This window comes from Streptomyces sp. NPDC104202, assembly GCF_055584185.1.
This window is the reverse complement of record NZ_JBVJMN010000013.1, coordinates 76,564-99,174: the sequence shown is the minus strand read 5'-3', so window position 1 is coordinate 99,174 and position 22,611 is coordinate 76,564. Positions and strand designations below refer to the sequence as shown.

Sequence of the window (22,611 nt, the reverse complement as noted above, 5' to 3'; positions counted from 1 at the left end):
AAATCGTCACTCTGACGATTTCTGCGCTAGCATCGCTGACATGAACGCTGCGGACCTTGGGCTGCCGGTGGACGTGCCGTCGACCGCGCTCTTCACCGATCAGTACGAGCTGACCATGCTCCAGGCGGCCCTGCGGGCCGGCACCGCCGACCGGCGCTCCGTCTTCGAGGTCTTCACCCGGCGGCTGCCCGAGGGGCGGCGCTACGGAGTCCTCGCGGGAGTCGGACGCGTCCTGGACGCCGTCGAGAACTTCCGCTTCGACCCCGCCGTGCTGGGCTTCCTGCGCGAGCACGGCATCGTCGACGAGCCGACCCTCGCCTGGCTGGCCGGCTACCGCTTCTCCGGCGACATCTGGGGGTACCCCGAGGGCGAGGTGTACTTCCCCGGCTCGCCCGTGCTGCGCGTCGAGGGCTCCTTCGCCGAGTGCGTGCTCCTGGAGACGGTGATCCTCTCCATCCTCAACCACGACTCGGCCATCGCCGCCGCGGCCTCCCGCATGTCGGCCGCCGCCGGCGGGCGGCGCCTGATCGAGATGGGCGCCCGGCGCACCCACGAACTCGCGGCCGTCGCCGCCTCCCGCGCCGCCTACGTCGGCGGCTTCGACTCCACCTCGGACCTCGCGGCCGGGTTCCGCTACGGCATCCCGACCGTCGGCACCTCCGCCCACGCCTTCACCCTGCTCCACGACAGCGAGCGGGACGCCTTCCGGGCCCAGGTCGACTCGCTGGGACGCGGCACCACCCTGCTCGTCGACACCTACGACGTCGCCGAGGCCGTCCGGACCGCCGTCGAGGTGGCCGGACCCGAGCTGGGAGCGGTCCGGATCGACTCCGGCGACCTGCTGCTCGTCGCCCACCGGGTGCGGGCGCAGCTCGACGAGCTGGGCGCCCGGGACACCCGGATCGTGGTCACCTCGGACCTCGACGAGTACGCCATCGCCTCGCTCGCGGCGGCCCCGGTCGACGCGTACGGGGTGGGGACGCAGCTGGTCACCGGCAGCGGCCACCCGACCTGCTCGATGGTCTACAAGCTGGTGGCGCGGGCCGACTCGGCCGACACCCGGGCGCCGCTCGTCCCGGTGGCCAAGAAGTCGCTGGGCGGCAAGGCGTCCGTCGGCGGCCGCAAGTGGGCGGCCCGCCGGCCCGACGCGACCGGGGTCGCCGAGGCCGAGGTCGTGGGCACCGGACCGGTCCCGCCGGAGCTCGCCGGCCACCAGCTCCTGGTGGAGCTGGTGAAGGGCGGCGACGTGGTGGCCCGGGAGCCGCTGGAGGCCGCCCGGGCCCGGCACATCGCGGCCCGCGCCGGGCTCCCGATGTCGGCGATGCAGCTCTCCCGGGGCGAGCCGGTCCTCCCGACCGAGTACGTCTGACCGGACCCGGCCCTCCGACCAGCGGGCCCGCGAGTCCCCGGGGACGCCCCCTCCCGCCGGGAGGGGGAAGTCTCTAGGCTCGGGACCCACCCCCTCCGACGCCCTAAGGACACCCGCCATGCACCGCGCATTGATCGTTGTGGACGTTCAGAACGACTTCTGCGAGGGCGGCAGCCTCGCGGTGACGGGCGGGGCGGACGTCGCCGCGGCCATCACCGACCTGGTCGGCCAGACGGCGGGCACCTCCTACCGGCACGTCGTCGCCACCCGCGACCACCACGTCGACCCGGGGGCGCACTTCGCCCCGGCCGGCGAGGACCCGGACTACGTGTCCTCCTGGCCGGTGCACTGCGTGGCCGGCACGGAGGGGGTCGGCTTCCACCCGAACTTCGCTCCGGCCGTCGCCAGCGGGGCGATCGACGCCGTCTTCGACAAGGGCGCCTACTCCGCCGCGTACAGCGGCTTCGAGGGGCGCGACGAGAACGGCGAGACGCTCGCGGAGTGGCTGCGCGCCCGCGACGTCACCGAGGTCGACGTGGTCGGGATCGCCACCGACCACTGCGTCCGGGCGACGGCCCTGGACGCGGCCCGCGAGGGCTTCCGCACCCATGTGCTGCTCGACCTCACGGCGGGCGTGGCGGCCGCGACCACCGACCGGGCCCTGGAGGAGCTCCGGGCGGCGGGCGTGGAGCTCACCGGCAAGCCGGTGGTCGCGTAGCGCGGACGGCCTAGGCTGCGGGCTCCGCGGCGGGCTCCCTCGGGAGGGAGCGCACGGGGTGCCAGAGCTCCTGGGCGGCGCCCGGGGTGGATCTCCAGAGCAGGCCGTCGGGGTGGTGCAGGACGGCCGTGATCTCGTCCGGGGTCGGCGGCTCGCTGTTCCCGCGGAGGTAGACGGCGCGCAGGCCGAGGTTCCGCAGCCGGGTCAGGGCGCGGGCTCGGTTGGCGGCGTGCACCAGGAAGCGGACCGTGGCACCGTCGCGGGCCGGGCTGGGCAGCCCTATCGCGACGACCACGCTGCCGCCCGGCAGCTTGCAGAACCCTCCGTTGGGCATGCGGAACCACTCCCCCGTGGATCAGATGTCAATAAGAAAAGCGTCAGAGGCACCTAAACACGATCGGCCGCCGCCCGCTAGAGGGCGACGGCCGATCATGCTTTGACCTGCGGTTTTACCGGTTACTTCGTGGACGGACCCACCTGAACCGTGATCGTCTGGCCATCCTTCGGCTCCTTGACGACCTGGATCTTGGTGTTGGTGTCAGTTACCTGGACACCGGCGCGCGGGGTCTCGGCGAACCAGTAGACGCCCTTGCGGTCGTCGAAGGTCGGGTTGCCGGCCTGGGACGGGACCCAGGTGGCGACGCCGGCCTTGTGCAGCTGGAAGCCCTCCGTGCGGGCGATCGTGAACGGCGAGTCGTACGCCTGGACGCGGTTGCGCATCAGGGTGCCGTCCGACCACTTCAGCGGCGTCGGGTGCGAGTCGATCGGGAGGATCAGACCCTTGCCCGGGTGCTGGGAGGTGTTGTTGTCCTTCTGGGACAGGTCCCACTTCCAGATCAGCAGGCCGTTCTGGTACGCGTAGTGCTCGACCCAGCCGGCCTTGTCACCCGTCCAACCGAAGTTGTAGGGGCCGACCTTGAGGGTGGCGTCGTACGAGACGTACTGGCGGTTCTCCGCGATGTAGTACTGCTCGTACTCCTTCGTGAAGCCCTTGCCGACCCGCGAGAAGCCCTTGGCGACCCAGCCGTTGTCACCGTTCTCGGCGTTGTCCGAGAAGACGGCGGCACCGTCGGCGGTCAGGGTGATGGCGTCGGCGGTGAAGCCCTTGCCGCCCGCGCCGCCGTCCGTCTGGTAGCGGAAGCGGAGCTGGAACTTCTTGCCCGCGTACGCGTTCAGGTCGTAGACGAGCTTCTTGTGGGCGCCGGAGACGTCCGTCAGGGCCGGGGAGCCGGCCGCGTCGCGCGGGAGCGCCACGCCGTCGGCGGTGCCGTCCACGGCGGTCCAGTTGGCGCCGCCGTCCGTCGACACCTCGGTGTAGAGGTAGTCGTACTCGGCCTCGATGTCGTACCAGCCCTGGAGCTCCAGGGAGGCCGACGTCTTGCCCGTCAGGTCGACGTCACGGGTGAGGGTGTTCTTGAGGTCGTCACCCATGTTGCTCCACCACTGCGTCGCGCCCTCGGCGGGAGCGACGATGTCGGTGGTGACGCCCTTCTTCGGCAGCTCGACGAGGAGCGCCTGCGGGTTCTTCGTGTTGTACTCCGAGACGCCCAGCTTGTGGGTGGTCTTGGTGCCGCGCTGCCAGTCGCCGACCTTGGCGTAGTTCAGCCAGCCGAGCTGGAGCTTGTCCCACGCGGTCATGTCGCCGGGCAGGTCGCCGATGGCGTCCTTGCCCTGGCCCAGCCAGGAGCCGGAGGACATGAGGGTCCAGAACCCGGTGGAGTTCTCGCCGCCCGCGGTGTCGTAGTGGTCCGGCAGACCGAGGTCGTGGCCGTACTCGTGCGCGAAGACGCCGAGGCCGCCGTTCTCCGGCTGCATCGTGTAGTCGCCGACCCAGATGCCGGTGTCACCGATCGGGGTGCCGCCGGCCTTGTTGTTGGCCGGGCCGGTCTTGCCCGCGTTGGTGCCGTAGGCGTACCAGCGGTGGGCCCACAGGGCGTCCGTGCCCTCGGCGCCGCCACCGGCCGACTCGTCCTCGCCCGCGTGGACGATCTGGAAGTGGTCGATGTAGCCGTCGGGCTCGTTGAAGTTGCCGTCGCCGTCGAAGTCGTACCGGTCCCACTGGTCGTAGGAAGCCAGCGCGGCCTTGATCTGGGCGTCGGTCTTGCCCTTGGCCTTCTGGTCGGCGACCCAGGCGTTCAGGCCGTCGCGGACCGTGTCCCAGACGTTGGAGCAGTTGGTCTGGCCGCACCAGTTCGAGCCGTAACGGGCCTCGTTGTACGGAACCTTGACCCAGTCGGAGACGGTGCCGTCGACCGAGTACCGGCCGGACGACGTCTTCTCGTAGTAGGTCTTCAGCGACTGCTTGGGCTGTCCCTTGGCGTCCTTGCCGGTGCCGAAGTACAGGTCCTGGAAGTGCTTCTGGTTGTAGTCCGCCTGCCAGGCCGTGGAGTTGTCGTTCTTGCGGTCCGGCTTGGCTATCGCGTTGTGCAGAGGACCGGGCTGGCCGCCGTACTTCGGCTTGAGGTCGGTCGTGTCGTCGTCCTTGCGGTCGACCAGGGTGGTGGTGTCCACCTGGTCGCCGAACTCGACGAGGATCGTGAAGATCTTGTCGGTCTTCTCGCGGCCGAGCTCGACGTACTTCTTGCTGCCGAGCTTGACGACCTGAGAGCCGCCGCGCTTCTCGACCTTGGCCTCGCCGTTGAGCACCTGCTCCAGGGCAGCCTTGCGCTGCTGGTCCTGCTGCTCGCTGAAGGGACCTTCGAGGTCGTGGTCGACCGTCGTCTTGTCGACGGTCTGGATGCCGGCCGGCTCCACGCTTCCGTGGTTGTCGGCCCAGGCGGTGGTGAAGGTCGAGGCGGTGGCGGCGGTGGCCGCGAGCGCCACGACGACTGCGGACGCTCTGATCGCCCGTCGTCTGTTGGTCACTTGATGTGTTCCTCCCCGGCGTCCGCCGCCCTCGGACCGAGTGGTGGGGTGTCCGTCCGGCGGGGTCGCGCGTCACAAGTGACGACATTCGACCGGAGGGAGACGAGAAAAGACAGATCTTGACTTGCACAGACCAAGTGCACTATGTGGGAGCCGAATTCCGGTATCCGGACACTCGGCAGGCGCATCCCGGCCGAGAATTGGGCAACTCGTGACCCCGTGCGCCCCCCGTGCACCGACACCGTGGGTAAGGTCACGCTTACTTCCCACCCCGCTCGGGCATCCACCGTCGTAGAGTCGAACCGATGTCCCGAGAGGGCGGTACCCGTCATGCAGCGTCCGAACGCCGCACAGCTCGCCTACGGTTCGGCCACCGTCGTGCTCACGACCGTCGCCCTGCTGCTGCTCTCCCGCACGACGACGACCCTCGGCGTCTCGGTGATCTGCGCCGCCGGGCTGCTGCTCGGAGTTCTCGTGGCCGTGACGATGCCCGCGCGGGCGGGCGCCGTCAAGACCGCCGCCGCTCCCCCGCCGTCCGGGAACGAGACGATCCGGGTGCCGGCCGCGCGCGTGGGCGCGGGGACCGAGACCCGGATCGGTTCGTGACGTCTCGTCCGCGATCGTACGGATCCGTCCGTCACCGCGGGACGGAGACCACCACCGTCTTCGCCGCCTTGTCGTGCAGACCCTGCTTGTAGGGCTTGTCGACCAGGATCAGGATCAGCAGGAGCAGCGGCCACAGGCAGGCGCAGCAGATCAGCGCGGGCAGCCACAGGACGACGGCCCGCAGCAGTGACTGGCTCATCGGGGGCGTCGCGCCGTCGTTGAGCATGGCGACCCGCAGCTTCAGCCACTTCTTGCCCAGCGTCTGGCCGTTCTTGGCCACCATCACCGTGTCGTACGCGACGAACGCGACGATCGTGATGAGCTGGAAGACCAGCTGGCTGCCGCCGTTGAAGCTGTTGACCGTGTCCCCGAAGTCGTTGCCGTCCCGGGTGGCCCGCTCGTAGATGTCGAACGGGATGCCGATGATCGCCAGCGGGATCGCGACGATCAGCCAGTCGACCAGCCGCGCGAGGATGCGGCGCCCCGACTCGGCCAGCGGGGGCATCCCGGCCAGCGGATCGGCCCCGCCGTAACCGCCGCCGTAGGGACTCCCGTACGGCGGCGGGGGCGGCGGCATGTCGCCGTACGGCGACCCGTACGGGCTCCCCGGCGGGGGACCGCCCGGCGGCGGACCACCGGGCGGCGGCCCACCCGGCGGAGGGCCTTCCGGCGGAGGGCCTTCCGGCGGCCCGGACGGGGGCGGCCCGCCGGGCGGCGGCTGGCCGCCAGAGGGCTGCGAGGGCTCCTGCGGCCTCTTGAGGAACGGGTCCTCCTCGGGCGGCTGGCCGGACGGCGGCTGGTCGGTGCTCATGGGGGCAGTGCATCCCGGGCGCGGGCACCCCGCAAAAGATCGCCGCCCGTTCGGGGGACGGCCCCTGGGGGGTGTCTTGTCGATCAGGCCGGATCAGGGAGCGGGGTCCGGTGTCCGGGGTCTCCCCAGGCCCGCCATGGCCGAAGAGCCGCGGCGCCAGACCGCGCGGGACCGGCGGGACCGGCGGGACACGCCCTAGCGGGCGACGAAGGTGCCGGCCGCCTTGTCGTGCCAGCACTGGCGCCACGGACGGTCGAAGAGGCACCACAGCACGTTGAGGACCCCGAGGACCAGGAGTCCCAGGACGCTGTAGACGAGCCAGCGGCGCAGCGACTTGCCGAACGTCGGCGGCTGGTGCGCCTCGATGTCGCGCACCTCGATCCCGCACAGCTTCTTGCCCAGGGTGCGGCCCCACCGGGCGGTCGGCAGCGCCTCGTACAGGACGCCGATGACCAGCAGCGCGGCCAGCGCGATGCCGAACTGGACGGAGGTCGTCGAGTCCACCAGCCAGACCTGGACGGTGACGCCGGACTGCCGGGCCGCCTCGATCTTCCCGTCGATGTGGTCGAGGGCGGCGCTCACGAAGGGGAAGGCGGCCGCACCGGCCAGCGCGCCGAGCACGAGCGTGTCGACCAGGCGCGCGAGCAGGCGCCTGCCGAGACCGGCGGGGCGCGCGGACGCCTGGGCCCGGGCCGCCTGCTGGAACACGTCCTCGACCGGCGGCTTCCACGGGACGACCGGCTGCTGCTCCTGCGCGGCGGACTGCTGGGCCCAGGAGGGCGCGGGGGCCGGAGCGGCCGCCGCCGGGGCGGGGGCGGGCGCCGCCTGTGCCGGGGCGGGCGCTGCCTGTGCCGGGGCGGGCTGGGGCGACGGCTGGTGCTGCGCCGGAGGCCGGCGCTGCGGCTCAGGGCGGCGCGGCGGCTCCGGCCGGGGCTCCGGCCGGGGCGCCGGGGCGGGCGTGGGGATCGGCGTGACCGGCATCCCGCCGAGGCGCGCGGCCCCGCCGGTGGCCCGGGGGTCCGCCGCCCTGGCCGGCGCGGACGGCGGCGGATCGGCCGCGGGTTCGGCGCCGCCCGCGACCGGCCACTCCGCCGGTGTGCGCGGGTCGGCGGCCTGGGGCGCGCCCCAGGAGACCTTCCGGTCGCGGTCGCCGCCGAAGCCGGTCTGGCGCGCGGTGTCCGCCTGCCAGGCCGAGGCGGGCTCGGGGGCGGCGGGCTCCTCGTCGAAGAAGACGGGCCCCGTCTCCTCCACCGTGGGGACGGGCGCCGGAGCGGCGGCCCGGGGCTGCGGCCGGTCCGCGGCGGGCGTGTGCTGGGCCGGTACGGACGTCACCGGCGGTACGGGCTCCGCCGGGCGCGGGGCGGCGGGCTCCACGGGCCGCACGGGCTCGGGGTGCAGGGCCCGCACGGGCGTCGCGGGGTGCAGGGCCTGCGCGGGCGTCGCCGGGTGCGGGGTCTGCGCGGGGGCCACGGGGTGCGGCGCCTGGGCCGGTTCCGCGGAGTGCCGGCCCTGCGCGGGCACGGGGGTGGGGGTCGGTCCGGAGGCGAGGATCGGGCCGGCCGGGACGGCGCCGGCGGGCGGATGGGGCGGAACCTCACCCTCCGCGGGGGCGGGCCGGCTCGTGCCGGGGACCCAGGCCCCTCCGTTCCAGTACCGGATGTATCCGGGGATGGACGGGTCCGGGTAGTAGCCCGCCTGCGGTACCTCTTCGCCGCCTCCGGGAGGAGTAGCCACTGCCCCGACTCCGTTCAGTCACAACGCCCTTGATCCGCACGGCCGCACGCCGGGCGTGCCGCGCCCAAGGAGGACAGTAACGAAGAACGTCGCCGAGGGAAGAAAGAGCCCGCGAGAAAGGCCGCCTTCGAGGGACGCGTAACGGAATCGATCACTCCCCGTGATGTTCGGGGCGGGACATCCGGCCCGGAGGGAAATTCCCGAAAAAACTTCCCCGAAGTCGCGTCATGAATCCCGCGCACCCCGCTCTCTCCCTGTGACGGCCCGCCCGGGGCCCGACCGCGACAGGGAGCACGACCATGCAGAACACCGACAACACCACCGTCGAGCGCGAGCTGGAGCTGAAGCTGGTGCTCTCGCCCGAGCGCGCCGTCCCCGTGCCCGCCCGGCTCGGCTACCGCACCGACGACCCCTACGCCGTCCACATCACCTTCCACGTCGGCACGGACCACCCGGTCCACTGGACCTTCGCGCGCGAACTGCTCGTCGAGGGCGTCTTCCGGGCAGGCGGCCACGGCGACGTCCGCATCTGGCCCACCAAGGTCGACGGGCGCGCCGTCATCCTGATGGCGCTCTCCTCCCCCGACGGCGACGCCCTGCTCGAAGCCCCCTCCGCGCAGGTGTCGGCCTGGCTGGAGCGCACCCTGCGCGCCGTCCCGCCGGGCACCGAGTCCGAGCGGCTCGGCATCGACGAGGGCCTGGCCGAACTGCTGGCGGCCACCGTGATCGCCGACGAGCTGTGGCTGCGCGACCCGTGGCCGTCGGACGAGTCCCAGGACGGCGACCGGTGACCCGCCCGCCGCTCGGCCGGCGGGTCGCGGAACGCCCGGGGACGGCTCCCCGGCGCCCGCACCGCACTCAGAAGAGCTTTCCGGGGTTGAGGAGTCCCAGCGGGTCGAAGGTCGCCTTGATGCCGCGCTGGAGCTCCAGACCGACCGGCCCCAGCTCCCGCGCCAGCCACTCCTTCTTCAGGACGCCCACGCCGTGCTCGCCCGTGATCGTGCCGCCGAGGGCGAGCCCGAGCGCCATGATCTCGTCGAAGGACTCCCGCGCCCGCCGCGACTCGTCCTCGTCGGTGTGGTCGAAGCAGACGACCGGGTGGGTGTTGCCGTCGCCCGCGTGCGCGCACACGCCGATGGTCAGGCCGTACTTCTCCGCGACGGCCGCCGTGCCGTCGAGCATCTCGGCCAGCCGGGTCCGCGGCACGCACACGTCGTCGATCATCGTCGCGGACTTGATCGTCTCCAGCGCGGTCAGCGAGAGCCGGCGCGCCTGGAGGAGGAGCGCGGACTCCGCCCCGTCCGCCGCCGGGACGACCTCGGTGGCGCCCGCCGCCGTGCACAGCTCCGCCACGGCGGCCAGATCGGCGGCCGGGTCCGGGGTGTCGAACGCGCACAGGAGCAGTGCCTCGGTCGTGTCCGGCAGCCCCATGCGCGCCATCCTGTTGACGGCCTGGACCGTGGTGCGGTCCATCAGTTCGAGCAGCGACGGCGTATGGCCGCGCTCCATGATCGCGCAGACAGCCGCGCAGGCGGCGGCCGCGGAGGGGAACTCGGCGGCCAGCGCCAGCTGTTCCGGAGGCTGCGGCCGGAGCGCGAGGACCGCCCCCACCACGATGCCGAGGCTTCCCTCCGAACCGACGAACAGCCTGGTCAGGTCGTACCCCGCGACTCCCTTGGCCGTCCGGCGCCCGGTGGTCAGGAGCCGGCCGTCGGCGAGGACGACGTCGAGGCCCAGGACGTACTCGGCCGTCACCCCGTACTTCACGCAGCAGAGACCGCCGGAGGCGGTGCCGATGTTCCCGCCGATGGTGCACGTCTCCCAGCTCGACGGGTCCGGCGGGTAGTACAGCCCGTGCTCGGCGACGGCCCGGGACAACACCGCGTTGACGACGCCCGGTTCGACCACGGCGATCCGGTCCACCGGGTTGATCTCCAGGATGCGGTCCATCTTCACCAGGGAGAGCACGATGCAGCCGTCGGAGGCGTTGGCTCCCCCCGACAGGCCGGTGCGGGCGCCCTGCGGCACGACGGGCACCCGGAGTTCGGTCGCGGTGCGCATGACGTGCCGCACCTGCTCGACGGTGCGCGGCAGCACGACCACCGCGGGCGCCCCGGCCGCGCAGAAGCTCGCCATGTCGCGGGCGTAGGAGGCCGTCACGTCCGGGTCGGTGAGCAGCGCCTCGTCGGGGAGACCGGCGCGCAGCCGCGTCAGGAGATCGTCCATACGTCCCAGCCTGGCACCCGGGGCCATCGGTGTGAACCCGCCGGGGCGGGCGCTTCGCGCGCTCTTCGAACAGGTCCGTACGGGCGCACAGTGAGCGCCATGAAGACCCAGAACGTGTCGAGGACGGTCCTCGCCGCCGGCGCGGGCGCGGTGCTCGCGGCGACGGCGCTGCTGTACCTGCCGGAGCTGGTCGGCCAGGGGCCGCCGCCTCCGCCCGGACCCGCCGAGCGGGCCGCCATCGCCGCCCACGCGGGCGCGCCGGCCACCCTGCCCGACCTGGCCGCGCTGATCACCGACCGGGAGAAGTGGCTGCGCGGCCACCCCGACGACGACGCCTCCTGGGCACGGCTCGGCGCGGCGTACACGGAACGCGGCAGCCGGGTCGGCGACGCACGCGACTTCCCGCGCGCCGAACAGGCCCTGCGGCGTTCCCTCGCCGCACGCCCCGCCGCCCGCGGCAACCTCGACGCCCAGCTGGGACTCGCCGCGCTCGCGGGGGCGCGCGGCGACTGGAGGACCGCCAAGGAGTGGGGCGAGCGGGTCCGGAAGGCCGCCCCGCGGCGCTGGCCCGCCTACCCGGTGCTGATCGACGCCTACAACGGCCTCGGCGACTACAAGGCCGCGCGCACGGCCCTGGAGACCCTGGAGGGGCTCCACGCGGGCGCGTCCGTCCGGGGACGGGCCGCGGACGTCCACCGCGACCGCGGCTGGCGCGAGGACGCCGACGCCGCCGCGCTCGACGCCGCCGCGCTGTCCGGCACCGACACCGAGAAGGCCGTCTCGCTCGCCCGCCTCGGTGAGCTCGCCTGGCAGCGGGGCGAACCCGCGGAAGCCCTGTCCCGGTACGCGGCCTCCCTGCGGCTCACCCCCGGCCACGGCCCCTCCCTCGCGGGCCGCGCCCGCGCCCTGGCCGCCCTCGGCCGCGGCGACGAGGCGCTGCGCGACTGGCGGGACGCCCTCGCCCGGCAGCCGCTGCCCGCCTACCTCCTGGAGGCCGGCGAGCTCTACGAGTCCCTCGGGCGCGACGCCGACGCCCGCGCGCTCTACGACCGTCTGCGGTCCGGCACCTGGACCGGGGCCGAGGTCACCCTCGGACTCCTCGACGCCGACCACGGCGACCCGGCCGCCGCCGCCGTCCGCATGCGCGCCGAATGGGCCCGCGGCCACCGCTCCGTCCACGCCGCCGACGCGCTCGGCTGGGCCCTCCACCGCTCCGGCCTCTCCAAGGAAGCCCTCGGCTACGCCCGGATCGCCACCGAGGAAGGGCTGCGCAGCGCCCTCTTCGCCTACCACCGCGCCGAGATCGAACGCGCGCTCGGGCTGACCGCGCCCGCGCGGCGGCACCTCGCCGAGGCGCTCCGCCTCCACCCCTCGTTCTCCCCGCTCCACGCCCCTCTCGCGGCGCGCTCCCTCGCGTCCCTCGGCGAGCCGTCCCCCGACGTCCCCGCGGAACTCCGCCCGGGCGCCGCGCCCGAACCGCCCCCCGCCTGACGACCCCTCCGGCCCAGGCCCCACCCCCGTGAGGGCCTGGACCGGATCGCCCCCGTGTGGGCCCGCACCCGGGCCGGACTTCCGTGCGGGCCCGCGCCCGGGCCGGGCTTCCGTGCGGGCGCTCGCCCGGGCCGGGGCCGGAGCGGCTTCGCCGGCCCGCCCGCCGTGTGACCTGCGCTCGGGCCGGGCCGGGGCCGCCTGGCCGGCCCACCCGTGTGGGCAATCGTCCCGCTGGGGCGATGGGGGTCCCCCCTGCTCGAGCGAAGCCGAGAGCTTGGGGAGGGTGGGCACACGGGACGGCGCCCTAGGCGGCGCCTCCGCCCCTTATGCCTGGACCTGCACCAGCTGTGCGCCGCACAACGGGGTGCGGGCCCAGGCGCGGAAGCCTAGGCCCGGCAAGGGCGCCGTTCCGTTGTGCCCACCCGTTCCGCCCCAGCGGAACAGTTGCCCACAACGAGGCGGCACCGGCCCGTCCCACGGGCAGGCACCGCCCCAGCGGAACGAAGGCCACAACGAGGCGGCACCGGCCGCGGGGGCCGGCGCCGCCCCCGCGGAACGAAGGCCCACGACGAGGGGCGGGACGGGCCGGGCATGGTGAAGGGCCCGGGCGGGGCCGGGCCCTTCGGGGTGGGTCAGAGGTTGCCGCGCTTCTCCTGCTCGCGCTCGATCGCCTCGAAGAGCGCCTTGAAGTTGCCCTTGCCGAAGCCCATCGACCCGTGCCGCTCGATCATCTCGAAGAAGACGGTCGGACGGTCCTGGACCGGCTTGGTGAAGATCTGCAGGAGGTAGCCGTCCTCGTCGCGGTCGACGAGGATCTTGAGCTCACGCAGGGTCTCCACGGGGACGCGGGTCTCGCCGGCCCACTCGCCGAGGGTGTCGTAGTAGGAGTCGGGGGTGTCGAGGAAGGCGACGCCCGCGGCGCGCATCGCGCGCACGGTGGCGACGATGTCGTTGGTGGCGAGGGCGATGTGCTGGACGCCGGCGCCGCCGTAGAACTCCAGGTACTCGTCGATCTGCGACTTCTTCTTCGCGATCGCGGGCTCGTTGATCGGGAACTTCACCTTGAGGGTGCCGTCCGCGACGACCTTGGACATCAGCGCCGAGTACTCGGTCGCGATGTCGTCGCCCACGAACTCCTTCATGTTCGTGAAACCCATGACCTGGTTGTAGAAGCCGACCCAGTCGTTCATCTTGCCGAGCTCGACGTTGCCGACGCAGTGGTCGATGGCCTGGAAGGTGCGCTTGGCCGGGGGCTCGACGAGGGGCTGGGCGGCGACGAAGCCCGGCAGGTAGGGGCCGTCGTAGCCGGAGCGCTCGACGAGGGTGTGGCGGGTCTTGCCGTAGGTGGCGATGGCGGCGAGGACGACGGTGCCGTTCTCGTCCTTGACCTCGTGGGGCTCGGTGAGGCCGGTGGCGCCGTGCGCGACGGCGTAGGCGTACGCGGCCCGCGCGTCCGGCACCTCGATCGCCAGGTCGACGACGCCGTCACCGTGCTCGGCGACGTGCTCGGCGAGGAAGCGGCCCCGGTCGGTGGAGGCCTTGATGACGGAGGTGAACACGAAACGGGCGGCGCCGTTGGTGAGCACGTAGCTGGCGGTCTCGCGGGTGCCGTTCTCCGGTCCGGAGTAGGCGACGAGCTTCATGCCGAAGGCGGTGGAGTAGTAGTGCGCGGCCTGCTTGGCGTTGCCGACGGCGAAGACGACCGCGTCCATTCCCTTCACCGGGAAGGGATCGGCCTCACGCGCGGTGGAAGGGGTGTGATCGATGGTCTCAGTCATGGCAGCAATGTCCCGCCGTTCGGCAAGGTGCGCAAGAGTTTGCTGATCTGCTGGTCAAGTTGTACAGCGATCAGCGAGTATGGCCGTGCGACTTGTACATCCTGACCACGGGGAGAGCGTTGTGGCGATCGATCATTTGGACGGCCGGCTGATCGGGCTCCTCGCCCGCGAGCCGCGGATAGGCGTGCTGGAGGCGTCCCGTCGCCTCGGGGTGGCACGGGGCACGGTGCAGGCCAGGCTGGACCGGCTGCAGGAGAGCGGGGTGATCCGCGGTTTCGGGCCGCAGGTGGACCCGGCGGCGCTGGGCTACCCGGTGACGGCCTTCGCCACCCTGGAGATCAAGCAGGGCCAGGGCGCGGACGTCCGGGGACATCTGGCGACCGTCCCCGAGGTGCTGGAACTGCACACGACGACGGGTCACGGCGACATGCTCTGCCGGCTGGTCGCCCGCTCCAACGCCGACCTCCAGCGGGTGATCGACCGGGTCGTCGGCTTCGAGGGCATCGTCCGGGCCTCCACGGCGATCGTGATGGAGAACCCGGTGCCGCTGCGGATCATCCCGCTGGTCGAGCAGGCCGCCGGGGACGAGCCCCTGTAGCGCCGGACCCCGACCATCGGGGGATGCAAAGAACCAGTTGCAAAGAACCTCTTGCAACTGGTTCTTTGCAACTCTACGCTCGGAACATGTCCGAGCCCGAGGAACACCTGAGCCGCCGGCTCGATCCGCGCTCCCTGCGCGGACTCGCCCACCCGCTCCGCATCCGCCTGCTGCGCGCCCTGCGCCGAGGCGGCCCCGCCACCGCCTCCCAACTGGCCGAGCAGCTCGGCGAGTCCAGCGGGGCGACCAGCTACCACCTGCGCCAGCTGGCGGCCCACGGCTTCGTGGAGGACGACCCGACGCGCGGCAAGGGCCGCGAGCGGTGGTGGAAGGCCGGCCAGCAGGGCACGAGCGTCGACGAGTCGCTGTACCGGGACCCCGACCCGGAGGTCCGCGGCGCCCTCGACATCTACGTCCACGAGATCGCGACCATCCACACCCAGGAGCTGAGCACGTACCTCGGGACCCGGCACGACTGGGCCCCCGACTGGCTCGGCGCCTCCGACATGAGCGACTTCACCCTGCGCCTGCCCCCGGACCGGCTCCGGGAGCTGGGCGAGAGGATGCACGCCCTCATCGAGACCTACCGCGACATCGAGGAGGCGGAGGCGCCGGACGCCGCGCGCGTCCGCATCCATCTGCACGCGTTCCCACAGCACGACAACTGACGGAAGGACACCCCGAGCCATGCACGCGGACATCCACCTCAGCCTGCACCGTCTGCACGCCGCCGAACTCCACGACCGGGCCGCCGCCACGGCCCGGCCGCACGACGCCGACGACCCGCTCCGCGCGCCGGCCCCGGCGCTCCGCGTCCGACTCGGCTGGCGGATGGTCGAGTTCGGCCTCCGGCTCGCCACACCCGGCCCCGCCGCCGGCCGTTTCACCACCGCCGCCTGACGGAGCCGTACCACCCGGGGGGAACCACCCGTGCACCCGCGCACACCACTGATCGCCGTCCTGACCGCCAACGCCATCTCCATCAGCGGCAATTCGCTGACCCTCATCGCCGTCCCGTGGTTCGCACTGGAGACCACCGGCAGTCCCGGCAAGGCGGGGCTCGTCGCCTTCTGCGCCGCCCTGCCCGTCCTCGCCTCCGCCCTCGTCGGCGGGCCCGTCATCGACCGGATCGGCCGCCGCCGCGTCGCCGTCGCCTCCGACATCGTCTGCGCCCTCGCCCTCGCCGCCATCCCGCTGCTCAACCAGGCGGGCGTGCTGCGGTTCTGGATGCTGTGCGCGCTGATGGCCGTCACCGGCTTCTTCCACGCCCCCGGCGAGACCGCCCGCAACGTCCTGACGCCCGACCTCGCCGAGCGGGCCGGCATCCCGCTCTCCCGCGCCACCAGCTTCTACGACGCCGTCTCCCGCGGCGCCCGGATGACCGGAGCCGCCCTGGCGGGCCTGCTCGTCGCCCTCATCGGCGCCGACACCGTGCTGTACGTCGACGCCGCCACCTTCACCGTCTCCGCGGCCCTCGCCCTGGTGGGGCTGCGCGGCGTCCCGTCCGCCGAGCCCACCCGCGGCGCACCGCCGCTGTCCCTCGCGGTGTACCGGGCCGATCTGCGCGAGGGGTACGCGTTCCTGCTGCACACCCCGCTGATCCTCGGCATCAACGTCATGGTGATGATCACCAACGGGCTGGCCCAGAGCTGGAGCACGGTCCTGCTGCCGGTCCACGCGCGCGAGGAGCTCGGCGGGTCGACGGCCCTCGGTCTGCTCGTCGCCGTCTTCGGCGGCTGCGCCCTCGCCGGCGCCCTGCTCTACGCGGCGGTCGGTCACCGCTTCCCGCGCCGCCCCGTCGTCGCCGTCGGCTTCCTGCTCGCCGGAGCTCCCGTGTACGTGACGGCGGCCCTGACCGACACGACGGCGCCGCTGCTCGTGGCGATGGCGTTCGGCGGGCTGGGCGCCGGGGTCCTCAACCCGATCCTCGGCGCGGTCTTCTACGAGACGGTCCCCGCGGAGCTGCGCAGCCGCGTCGGCAGCGCGAGTACGGCCAGCGTGCTGCTGACCACCCCGCTCGGCGGCGTCGCCGCCGGTCTGCTGGTCGAGCGGACGGGCCTCACCACGGCGCTGCTCACCGTCGGCGGGCTGTACTTCCTCGCCGCTCTCTGCCCGGTCCTCCTCCCCTCCTGGCGGGGCATGGACGCGCCGCGCGCCACGAAGGGGCCCGGCGGCGGCACGGGGCTCAGCAGGCCGGAACCTGCTTCTCCTGCCCCTGTTCCAGGGCCCGGAGGGACGCCACCGCGTCGCTGAGCGCCGTGACGGGGATGAGCCGCATGCCCTTCGGCAGCTCGGCCTGCGCGTCCGAGCACTCGTTCTTCGGCACGAGGAAGACGGTCGCCCCGTCCCGCGCGGCGGCCTGCGTCTTGAGGGAGACCCCGCCGACGGCGCCGACCGTGCCGTCCGGCTCGATGGTGCCCGTACCGGCGACGTTACGGCCGCCGGTGAGGCTGCCGCCGTCCCCGTCGCCGTCGAGCTTGTCCACGATGCCGAGGGAGAAGAGCAGCCCCGCGCTCGGTCCGCCGATGTCCGCGAGGTGCAGGGTCACCTTCACCTGCTCGGGGTCCTTCTTCAGATAGCCGAGTGCGGCGAGGGTCGCCGCGTCCTGCGACTCCTTCATCTGCCCGAGGTTGTGCTTCTCGATCTCCGCGTCGGACTTCCCCGAGGGGTAGACGGAGTCGTGCGGCAGCACCGCCCGGTCCGTCCGGAACCACGCGTCGACCACGTCCCCGAGGTCGACGTCGGTCGACGGGCCCGTGGCGACGATCGTCGTCATCCGCAGCTGCCCGTCCGTCGGCCGGACCGGAGCGCCGGTGATGGTGATGATCTCCCGCCCCTGGTCCTTCCCGAGCACGTCCACCGTCGAGCCGGGCTGCGCGATCGCGAAGGGCAGCGGCGCGAGCCCCACGACGGCGAAGAGCGCGGCGACGGGCAGCGCACACAGCGCCAGGGCACGGGGACGCGAGAGACTGGAGAGCACGCCCCCAATCTACTGGGCGGCTCCCCCGTCCCGCGGTGACGGTCCCACCGGCGGCCGCCGGCCCCCGCGCGGATCGCCCGCTCGGTGGCGGGAGCGGCGGCGGGACCGGCGGACGGCACGGGTCGGCCGGGAGCCGGAGGGGACGGCCCAGGGAGTGTCCCGCAGACCCCGCGAGCCCGGCATGATCGGCAAGACGCAAGACGCCCCTAGCGCAGGGCGTCGGCGACCTCGCGGGCCGCGTCGACGACGCGGGGCCCGACCCGCTCGGGGACGGCGTCGGCGAGCATCACGACGCCGACGCTGCCCTCGACGCCGGTGACGCCGACGAGCGGGGCGGCGGCGCCGCTGGCGCCGGCCTCCAGCTCGCCGTGGGTGAGGGTGAAGCCGGGTTCGATGAGGGAGCCCTGGCGGGCGGCGAGGATCGCGCGGCCGGCGGCGCCCCGGTCGAGCGGGTGACGGAAGCCGGCCCGGTAGGCGACGTGGTAGTCGGTCCAGGTGGGCTCGACGACCGCGACGGCGAGCGCCTCGGCCCCGTCGACGAGGGTCAGGTGGGCCGTGGCGCCTATGTCCTCGGCGAGCGAGCGCAGGGCGGGCAGGGCGGCCTCGCGCACCAGGGGGTGGACCTGGCGGCCGAGCCGCAGCACGCCGAGGCCGACGCGGGCGCGTCCGCCGAGGTCGCGGCGGACCAGGGCGTGCTGTTCGAGCGTGGCGAGCAGACGGTAGACGACGGTCCGGTTGACCCCGAGTTTGTTGGACAACTCGGTGACGGTCAGGCCGTGGTCGGTGTCGGCGAGCAGCTTGAGGACTCTGAGTCCCCGGTCGAGCGTCTGGGAGGTTTCCGCGGTCACGACGCCCTCTCCTTCGGAGTGAGTGGCGACGGGCTCTCACGGGATTGCGACGCCGGTCCCGTCGGCGACGCACGTCAGAGGCCGCCGGCAGGAAGGGGTACACCGGCTGCGCTCCGCGGCGGCGCTGCCACGGGGCGATTGCTTTTGAGGCGGGACAGTAGCGACCCGCTCCGCTCAGCGGAAGACCTCGTCCAGAATCCGGGCGTCGGCGACCGTATAGAGACGGTTCGGGACCTTCGTCGGCCGGACTGGGGACTTTGGCGGACAAGATCGGCTTTGTCGTGCCCGTAGCGTGGGAGGCGCCCGGAGGCCGACCGTGGGGGCCGGCCGCCGGTGCCCGTCCCGCCCGCCGCGGGACGAGTGAGGCCCGTACGAACGACGTCGTACGGGCCTCAGCCGCGTCTCGGGGGCTTCCCCGGGGTCACCGCATGCGGGTGGCCCACTCCTGCACCTTCTTGATCCGTTCCCGGATCTGTCCGGCGGTGGCCTCGGCGCTCGGCGGCCCGCCGCAGACCCGGCGCAGCTCGGTGTGGATCACACCGTGGGGCTTGCCGGTCTGGTGGACGTAGGCGCCGACCATCGTGTTGAGCTGCTTGCGCAGTTCGAGGAGTTCCTTGTGGGAAACGACAGGGCGCCGCTCGGCCGGGAGCTCCAGGAGGTCGGCCTCGTCGTCCGGCTTCTTGCGGCTGTGCGCGATCTGCCGGGCCTGGCGCTTCTGCAGCAGCAGCTGCACCTGGTCGGGTTCGAGGAGGCCGGGGATGCCGAGGTAGTCCTGCTCCTCGGCGCTGCCGGGATGGGCCTGCATGCCGAACTCGGCGCTGTTGTACAGCACGCGGTCGAAGACGGCGTCGGACTCCAGCGCCTCGAAGGGCAGCATGTCCTGCTCGCCGGTGTCCTCGTCCTGCTGGCGTTCGGCCTCGGCGAGCTCCTTCTCGGACTCGGCGTAGGGGTCGTCCTCGCCGGCCTTCTTGGGCTTGTCGAGGACGTGGTCGCGCTCGACCTCCATCTCGTTGGCGAAGCCGAGGAGGCTCGGGATGGTGGGAAGGAACACGGACGCGGTCTCGCCGCGCCTGCGCGAACGCACGAAGCGGCCGACGGCCTGCGCGAAGAACAGCGGGGTCGAGATGGTGGTCGCGTACACGCCGACGGCGAGGCGGGGGACGTCGACGCCCTCCGACACCATGCGGACGGCGACCATCCACCGGTCGTCGTTCTCGCTGAACTCGTCGATGCGGTTCGAGGCGCCCGTGTCGTCGGAGAGGACGACGGTGGCCTTCGTGCCGGTGATCTCGCGGATCAGCTTGGCGTACGAGCGGGCCGAGTCCTGGTCGGAGGCGATGACGAGGCCGCCGGCGTCCGGGATGGACTTCCTGACCTCGGTGAGCCGCTGGTCGGCGGCGCGCAGGACGTTCGGCATCCAGTCGCCCTTGGCGTCCAGCGCGGTGCGCCACGCCTGCGAGACGGCGTCCTTGGTCATCGGTTCGCCGAGGCGTGCGGCGATCTCGTCGCCCGCCTTGGTCCGCCAGCGCATGTTGCCGCTGTAGGAGAGGAAGATGACCGGCCGCACGACGCCGTCGCCGAGGGCGTTGCCGTAGCCGTACGTGTAGTCCGCCGAGGACCGGCGGATGCCGTCGTTGCCCTCCTCGTACGTCACGAAGGGGATCGGGTTGGTGTCCGACCGGAAGGGCGTTCCGGTCAGCGCGAGGCGGCGGGTGGCCGGCTCGAAGGCCTCCAGGCACGCCTCGCCCCAGGACTTCGAGTCTCCCGCGTGGTGGATCTCGTCGAGGATGACGAGGGTCTTGCGCTGTTCGGAACGGTTGCGGTGCAGCATCGGGCGGACGCCCACACCGGCGTAGGTGATGGCGACCCCGTCGTACTCCTTGCTGAGCGGCCCGGCGCTGTAGTCGGGGTCCAGCTTGATGCCTATGCGGGCGGCGGCCGCCGCCCACTGCTTCTTCAGGTGCTCGGTGGGCGCCACGACGGTGATCTGCTGCACCACGTGGTGGTGCAGCAGCCACGACGCCAGGGTCAGGGCGAAGGTCGTCTTGCCTGCGCCGGGGGTGGCGACGGCCAGGAAGTCACGGGGCTGCTCCTGGATGTATCTCTCCATCGCCCCCTGCTGCCACGCGCGCAGCTTGCCGGCGGTACCCCACGGGGCCCGTCCTGGGAAGGCGGGAGAAAGGTGATGGGAGGAGGTGGTGGTAGTAGTCACGATCTCCGGGTTCGACGCTCGTCCAGATATGACAACCGGGCCACCTTACCGGCGGCCCGGCCGGAACCTCGTACGAAACGGGGCGGGCACCCCCCGGTTGCGATCCACCTCACGTCGCGCCCGAACTCACCCCTCGTCGGGGACGATCAGCGCCCGCAGCCCGTCGGCGATCGCCCCGACGTCGTCGGTCTCACCGGTCGCCACGGCGATGACCAGGCGTTCCGCGGCGTCGATGTCCGGCCGGAGCTGGACGCCGTTCATGGCGAGGAAGGTGACGCAGGACAGCCACGCCGTGCGCTTGTTGCCGTCGACGAAGGGGTGGTTCACCGCGAGTGACTGGAGCAGCGCGGCCGCCTTCCCCACGAGGTCGGGGTACGCCTCCTCGCCGAACATCGCGGCCGACGGCCGGTGCACCGCCGAGTCGAGGAGTCCCGCGTCGCGGACGACGATCTCCTGGTCGTCGACCGCGTGCTCGGCGATGACGAGGACGTCCTCGCCGGAGAGGTAGACGCAGGTCACTTGAGCCGCTCCATCAGCTCGTGCCACTTGGTCGCCTGCTCCATGGCCGTCTTGCGCACGATCGCGTCCTGGGCGGTGCGCGCGAGGTAGTCGTCGACGGCGCGCAGCAGGATCGCGTGCATGCTCGTGCCCTCCTGCTCGGCGCGCTGCTTCAGGGCCTCGGTCTGGTCGTCACGGAGACGCAGGTTCATCGCCATACCAGAACGGTACCACCGTGGGGTCGATCTGGTACCGAGCGCTCAGCTCCGCCCCTCCCCCAGCCGCGTCGCCACCCACGCCCCCACCGCCGCCACGCCCGCCATCGGCAGGAAGACCGCGGCGAAGGCGGCCGGGTGGGAGCCCGCGCCACTGGCGGCGGCGTCGACGGCGTGACCGACGGCGCCGCCGCCGAGCGCGGCGAAGGCCGCGCCGCCCGCGGCGAGCAGGAGGACGTTGGAGAGGCCGTCGGAGATCTGGAGGGCGGCCGAGTTGGCGCCGACCTCCTCGGGGGCCGAGAGCTTCATGAGGATCACGCTCGTGGAGGCGATGACCGCGCCCATGCCGAGACAGCCGACGCCCCAGGCCACGGCGAGCACCCACACCGGGACCGAGGCGATGAGCACGCTCGGCGCCGTGGCGATCGCGAGGGCGACCAGGACCATCCCGAGGACGACGAGACGCTCCCGGTAGGGCTCCGTCCACGGCCGGGACTGGATCCAGGAGCCGAGCGCCCAGGTCAGGCCGCCGGCCGCGAGCGAGAAGCCGGCGAGCGTGGGGCTCAGGCCGCGCTGGGTGACGAGCATCAGCGGCACGAAGGACTCGGCCGCGATGAAGGAGCCGGCGGCGACGCCCCGGAGCAGGACGACGGAGGGCAGACCGCGCGCCGCCCGCCAGGTGCCGTGGGGCAGCAGTCCGCGCACGGCGGGCACGAGGAGCGCCAGACCCGCCGCGGCGGGCAGCAGGGAGAGCCAGCGCAGCTCCTGGCCCGCGTACTGGAGGAGCCCGGCGCCGGCCGAGATGGCGAGCGCGAGCAGGATGCGCCGCCGGTCCCAGGGCGCGACGGGCGCCCCGGGGTCGGCCGGGCCCGAGGCGGTGCGGCGTATCGCGGGCAGCGCGAGGGCGAGCGGGAAGACGACGAGGACGGGGATGCCGACGAAGACCCAGCGCCAGCCCAGGTGCTCGGTGATCGATCCGGCGGCGAGCGGCCCGACGACGGAGGGGACGACCCAGCTGGCGGCGAAGGCGGCCATGATCGCGGGCCTGAGGTGTTCGGCGTAGGCCCGCCCGACGACCACGTACAGCGCGACGATCACCAGGCCGCCGCCGAACCCCTGCACGGCCCGGCCGAGGATGAACAGCCACATCGCGCCCGCCGTCCCGGAGAGGAGCAGTCCGGCGGCGAACGCGCTGATCCCCGCGGTGAGCGGGGCGAGGGGGCCGCGGCGGTCGGACCACTGCCCGGCCAGCACCATGCCGAAGAGGCTGGTGGTGAAGTACGCGGAGAAGGCGAAGGCGTAGACGGAGACGCCGTTCAGCTCGCGGGCGGCCACCGGCATCGCGGTGCCGACGGCCGTCGCCTCGAACGCGATGAGCAGCACGACGGAGACGATGCCGATACTGAGCGCCCGGTGGGCCCCGTCGAGGACGGACCCCTTCGCCTCGTCGTGCGGGGCGCGGGGTCCGGGGTCGGCGGCGACGTCGGCGTCGCGGGGTTCGAGGGCGCTCATTCCCCCAGAGTAAGAGGTGAAGCGCTTCTTGACCCCTGTCAGGAGTCCCGGCTCCCCTCCGCCCTTGGACGTACGACCACGAACGCCGTGTTGCGGCCGTGTGGCAGTCGTATGGCGCGGCCCCCGGAACCCTTGAGCCCCCTCCGCCCC

21 protein-coding genes are annotated in these 22,611 nt (G+C 73.0%); 9 read left to right on the top strand and 12 right to left on the bottom strand.

Features of this window, described 5'->3' with window-relative positions; translation table 11 throughout:
- Window positions 1–40: 40 nt before the first annotated feature.
- On the top strand, window positions 41–1,369 hold the full coding sequence (locus ACZ60W_RS11975; protein WP_469755213.1) for a nicotinate phosphoribosyltransferase: 1,329 nt from the start codon (window positions 41–43) through the stop codon (window positions 1,367–1,369).
- Window positions 1,370–1,487: 118 nt separating this feature from the next.
- Window positions 1,488–2,087, top strand: coding sequence for an isochorismatase family protein (locus ACZ60W_RS11970; protein WP_469755212.1), 600 nt, complete (start codon window positions 1,488–1,490; stop codon window positions 2,085–2,087).
- A gap of 10 nt (window positions 2,088–2,097) precedes the next feature.
- On the opposite strand, the gene ACZ60W_RS11965 is transcribed toward ACZ60W_RS11970, so the two are convergent.
- Complete coding sequence (locus tag ACZ60W_RS11965) at window positions 2,098–2,421, bottom strand: hypothetical protein (RefSeq protein WP_366304940.1); 324 nt, start codon at window positions 2,419–2,421, stop codon at window positions 2,098–2,100.
- Window positions 2,422–2,543: 122 nt separating this feature from the next.
- Window positions 2,544–4,952, bottom strand: coding sequence for an immune inhibitor A domain-containing protein (locus tag ACZ60W_RS11960; RefSeq protein WP_469755211.1), 2,409 nt, complete (start codon window positions 4,950–4,952; stop codon window positions 2,544–2,546).
- A 330-nt stretch (window positions 4,953–5,282) separates the two neighbouring features.
- Here ACZ60W_RS11960 and ACZ60W_RS11955 point away from each other — a divergent pair, with 330 nt between their 5' ends.
- Window positions 5,283–5,558, top strand: coding sequence for a hypothetical protein (locus ACZ60W_RS11955; protein WP_469755210.1), 276 nt, complete (start codon window positions 5,283–5,285; stop codon window positions 5,556–5,558).
- A 31-nt stretch (window positions 5,559–5,589) separates the two neighbouring features.
- Here the strand turns inward: ACZ60W_RS11955 and ACZ60W_RS11950 are convergent, their stop codons facing one another.
- Together ACZ60W_RS11950 and ACZ60W_RS11945 are read right to left on the bottom strand one after the other, a co-directional pair.
- Window positions 5,590–6,369 (bottom strand): RDD family protein, encoded by a 780-nt coding sequence (locus ACZ60W_RS11950; RefSeq protein WP_469755209.1) that lies wholly within the window; start codon window positions 6,367–6,369, stop codon window positions 5,590–5,592.
- A 195-nt stretch (window positions 6,370–6,564) separates the two neighbouring features.
- Window positions 6,565–8,103, bottom strand: coding sequence for an RDD family protein (locus ACZ60W_RS11945; RefSeq protein WP_469755208.1), 1,539 nt, complete (start codon window positions 8,101–8,103; stop codon window positions 6,565–6,567).
- A 299-nt stretch (window positions 8,104–8,402) separates the two neighbouring features.
- Between ACZ60W_RS11945 and ACZ60W_RS11940 the strand changes: the two genes are divergently transcribed.
- Window positions 8,403–8,894, top strand: a complete 492-nt coding sequence (locus ACZ60W_RS11940) for an SsgA family sporulation/cell division regulator (protein ID WP_469755207.1) — start codon at window positions 8,403–8,405, stop codon at window positions 8,892–8,894.
- A 67-nt stretch (window positions 8,895–8,961) separates the two neighbouring features.
- On the opposite strand, the gene ACZ60W_RS11935 is transcribed toward ACZ60W_RS11940, so the two are convergent.
- On the bottom strand, window positions 8,962–10,329 hold the full coding sequence (locus tag ACZ60W_RS11935; RefSeq protein ID WP_469755206.1) for an FAD-binding oxidoreductase: 1,368 nt from the start codon (window positions 10,327–10,329) through the stop codon (window positions 8,962–8,964).
- 99 nt (window positions 10,330–10,428) lie between these two features.
- On the opposite strand from ACZ60W_RS11935, the gene ACZ60W_RS11930 reads away from it, so the two are divergent.
- Window positions 10,429–11,820, top strand: a complete 1,392-nt coding sequence (locus tag ACZ60W_RS11930) for a tetratricopeptide repeat protein (RefSeq protein WP_469755205.1) — start codon at window positions 10,429–10,431, stop codon at window positions 11,818–11,820.
- Window positions 11,821–12,452: 632 nt separating this feature from the next.
- Here ACZ60W_RS11930 and hppD read toward each other — a convergent pair.
- Entirely contained in the window at window positions 12,453–13,598 is a 1,146-nt protein-coding gene (gene hppD, locus ACZ60W_RS11925) for a 4-hydroxyphenylpyruvate dioxygenase (RefSeq protein WP_469755204.1), read from the bottom strand.
- A 121-nt stretch (window positions 13,599–13,719) separates the two neighbouring features.
- Here hppD and ACZ60W_RS11920 point away from each other — a divergent pair, with 121 nt between their 5' ends.
- The 4 genes from ACZ60W_RS11920 to ACZ60W_RS11905 all read left to right on the top strand — a co-directional run bounded on the left by ACZ60W_RS11920 (window position 13,720) and on the right by ACZ60W_RS11905 (window position 16,449).
- Window positions 13,720–14,196, top strand: a complete 477-nt coding sequence (locus tag ACZ60W_RS11920) for an Lrp/AsnC family transcriptional regulator (RefSeq protein WP_384903526.1) — start codon at window positions 13,720–13,722, stop codon at window positions 14,194–14,196.
- Between the two features lie 86 nt (window positions 14,197–14,282).
- Window positions 14,283–14,864: a helix-turn-helix domain-containing protein gene (locus ACZ60W_RS11915; protein ID WP_469755203.1), complete on the top strand. Its 582-nt coding sequence runs from the start codon at window positions 14,283–14,285 to the stop codon at window positions 14,862–14,864.
- Window positions 14,865–14,883: 19 nt separating this feature from the next.
- Window positions 14,884–15,096, top strand: coding sequence for a hypothetical protein (locus ACZ60W_RS11910; RefSeq protein ID WP_469755202.1), 213 nt, complete (start codon window positions 14,884–14,886; stop codon window positions 15,094–15,096).
- 30 nt (window positions 15,097–15,126) lie between these two features.
- On the top strand, window positions 15,127–16,449 hold the full coding sequence (locus ACZ60W_RS11905) for an MFS transporter (RefSeq protein WP_469755201.1): 1,323 nt from the start codon (window positions 15,127–15,129) through the stop codon (window positions 16,447–16,449).
- Here the strand turns inward: ACZ60W_RS11905 and ACZ60W_RS11900 are convergent.
- The 6 genes from ACZ60W_RS11900 to ACZ60W_RS11875 all read right to left on the bottom strand — a co-directional run bounded on the left by ACZ60W_RS11900 (window position 16,382) and on the right by ACZ60W_RS11875 (window position 22,461).
- The gene (locus tag ACZ60W_RS11900; protein WP_469755200.1) at window positions 16,382–17,176 is read right to left on the bottom strand and encodes a S16 family serine protease; all 795 of its coding nucleotides are present in this window, start codon (window positions 17,174–17,176) and stop codon (window positions 16,382–16,384) included. The two genes, ACZ60W_RS11905 and ACZ60W_RS11900, sit on opposite strands and share 68 nt — an antisense overlap.
- A 206-nt stretch (window positions 17,177–17,382) precedes the next feature.
- Window positions 17,383–18,024, bottom strand: coding sequence for an IclR family transcriptional regulator (locus ACZ60W_RS11895; RefSeq protein ID WP_017237054.1), 642 nt, complete (start codon window positions 18,022–18,024; stop codon window positions 17,383–17,385).
- Between the two features lie 421 nt (window positions 18,025–18,445).
- On the bottom strand, window positions 18,446–20,239 hold the full coding sequence (locus ACZ60W_RS11890) for a DEAD/DEAH box helicase (RefSeq protein WP_469755251.1): 1,794 nt from the start codon (window positions 20,237–20,239) through the stop codon (window positions 18,446–18,448).
- Between the two features lie 123 nt (window positions 20,240–20,362).
- Window positions 20,363–20,755 (bottom strand): type II toxin-antitoxin system death-on-curing family toxin, encoded by a 393-nt coding sequence (locus tag ACZ60W_RS11885; RefSeq protein ID WP_469755199.1) that lies wholly within the window; start codon window positions 20,753–20,755, stop codon window positions 20,363–20,365.
- Complete coding sequence (locus tag ACZ60W_RS11880) at window positions 20,752–20,952, bottom strand: CopG family transcriptional regulator (protein ID WP_469755198.1); 201 nt, start codon at window positions 20,950–20,952, stop codon at window positions 20,752–20,754. Before ACZ60W_RS11880 ends, ACZ60W_RS11885 begins: the two co-directional genes overlap by 4 nt.
- A gap of 42 nt (window positions 20,953–20,994) precedes the next feature.
- The gene (locus ACZ60W_RS11875) at window positions 20,995–22,461 is read right to left on the bottom strand and encodes an MFS transporter (RefSeq protein WP_469755197.1); all 1,467 of its coding nucleotides are present in this window, start codon (window positions 22,459–22,461) and stop codon (window positions 20,995–20,997) included.
- Window positions 22,462–22,611: the final 150 nt, after the last annotated feature.

Coding starts and splice junctions, on each gene's coding strand:
- ACZ60W_RS11975 (WP_469755213.1), top strand. CDS start 41: ATGAACGCTGCGGACCTTGGGCTGCCGGTGGACGTGCCGTCGACCGCG.
- ACZ60W_RS11970 (WP_469755212.1), top strand. CDS start 1,488: ATGCACCGCGCATTGATCGTTGTGGACGTTCAGAACGACTTCTGCGAG.
- ACZ60W_RS11965 (WP_366304940.1), bottom strand. CDS start 2,421: ATGCCCAACGGAGGGTTCTGCAAGCTGCCGGGCGGCAGCGTGGTCGTC.
- ACZ60W_RS11955 (WP_469755210.1), top strand. CDS start 5,283: ATGCAGCGTCCGAACGCCGCACAGCTCGCCTACGGTTCGGCCACCGTC.
- ACZ60W_RS11950 (WP_469755209.1), bottom strand. CDS start 6,369: ATGAGCACCGACCAGCCGCCGTCCGGCCAGCCGCCCGAGGAGGACCCG.
- ACZ60W_RS11940 (WP_469755207.1), top strand. CDS start 8,403: ATGCAGAACACCGACAACACCACCGTCGAGCGCGAGCTGGAGCTGAAG.
- ACZ60W_RS11935 (WP_469755206.1), bottom strand. CDS start 10,329: ATGGACGATCTCCTGACGCGGCTGCGCGCCGGTCTCCCCGACGAGGCG.
- ACZ60W_RS11930 (WP_469755205.1), top strand. CDS start 10,429: ATGAAGACCCAGAACGTGTCGAGGACGGTCCTCGCCGCCGGCGCGGGC.
- hppD (WP_469755204.1), bottom strand. CDS start 13,598: ATGACTGAGACCATCGATCACACCCCTTCCACCGCGCGTGAGGCCGAT.
- ACZ60W_RS11915 (WP_469755203.1), top strand. CDS start 14,283: ATGTCCGAGCCCGAGGAACACCTGAGCCGCCGGCTCGATCCGCGCTCC.
- ACZ60W_RS11910 (WP_469755202.1), top strand. CDS start 14,884: ATGCACGCGGACATCCACCTCAGCCTGCACCGTCTGCACGCCGCCGAA.
- ACZ60W_RS11880 (WP_469755198.1), bottom strand. CDS start 20,952: ATGGCGATGAACCTGCGTCTCCGTGACGACCAGACCGAGGCCCTGAAG.
- ACZ60W_RS11875 (WP_469755197.1), bottom strand. CDS start 22,461: ATGAGCGCCCTCGAACCCCGCGACGCCGACGTCGCCGCCGACCCCGGA.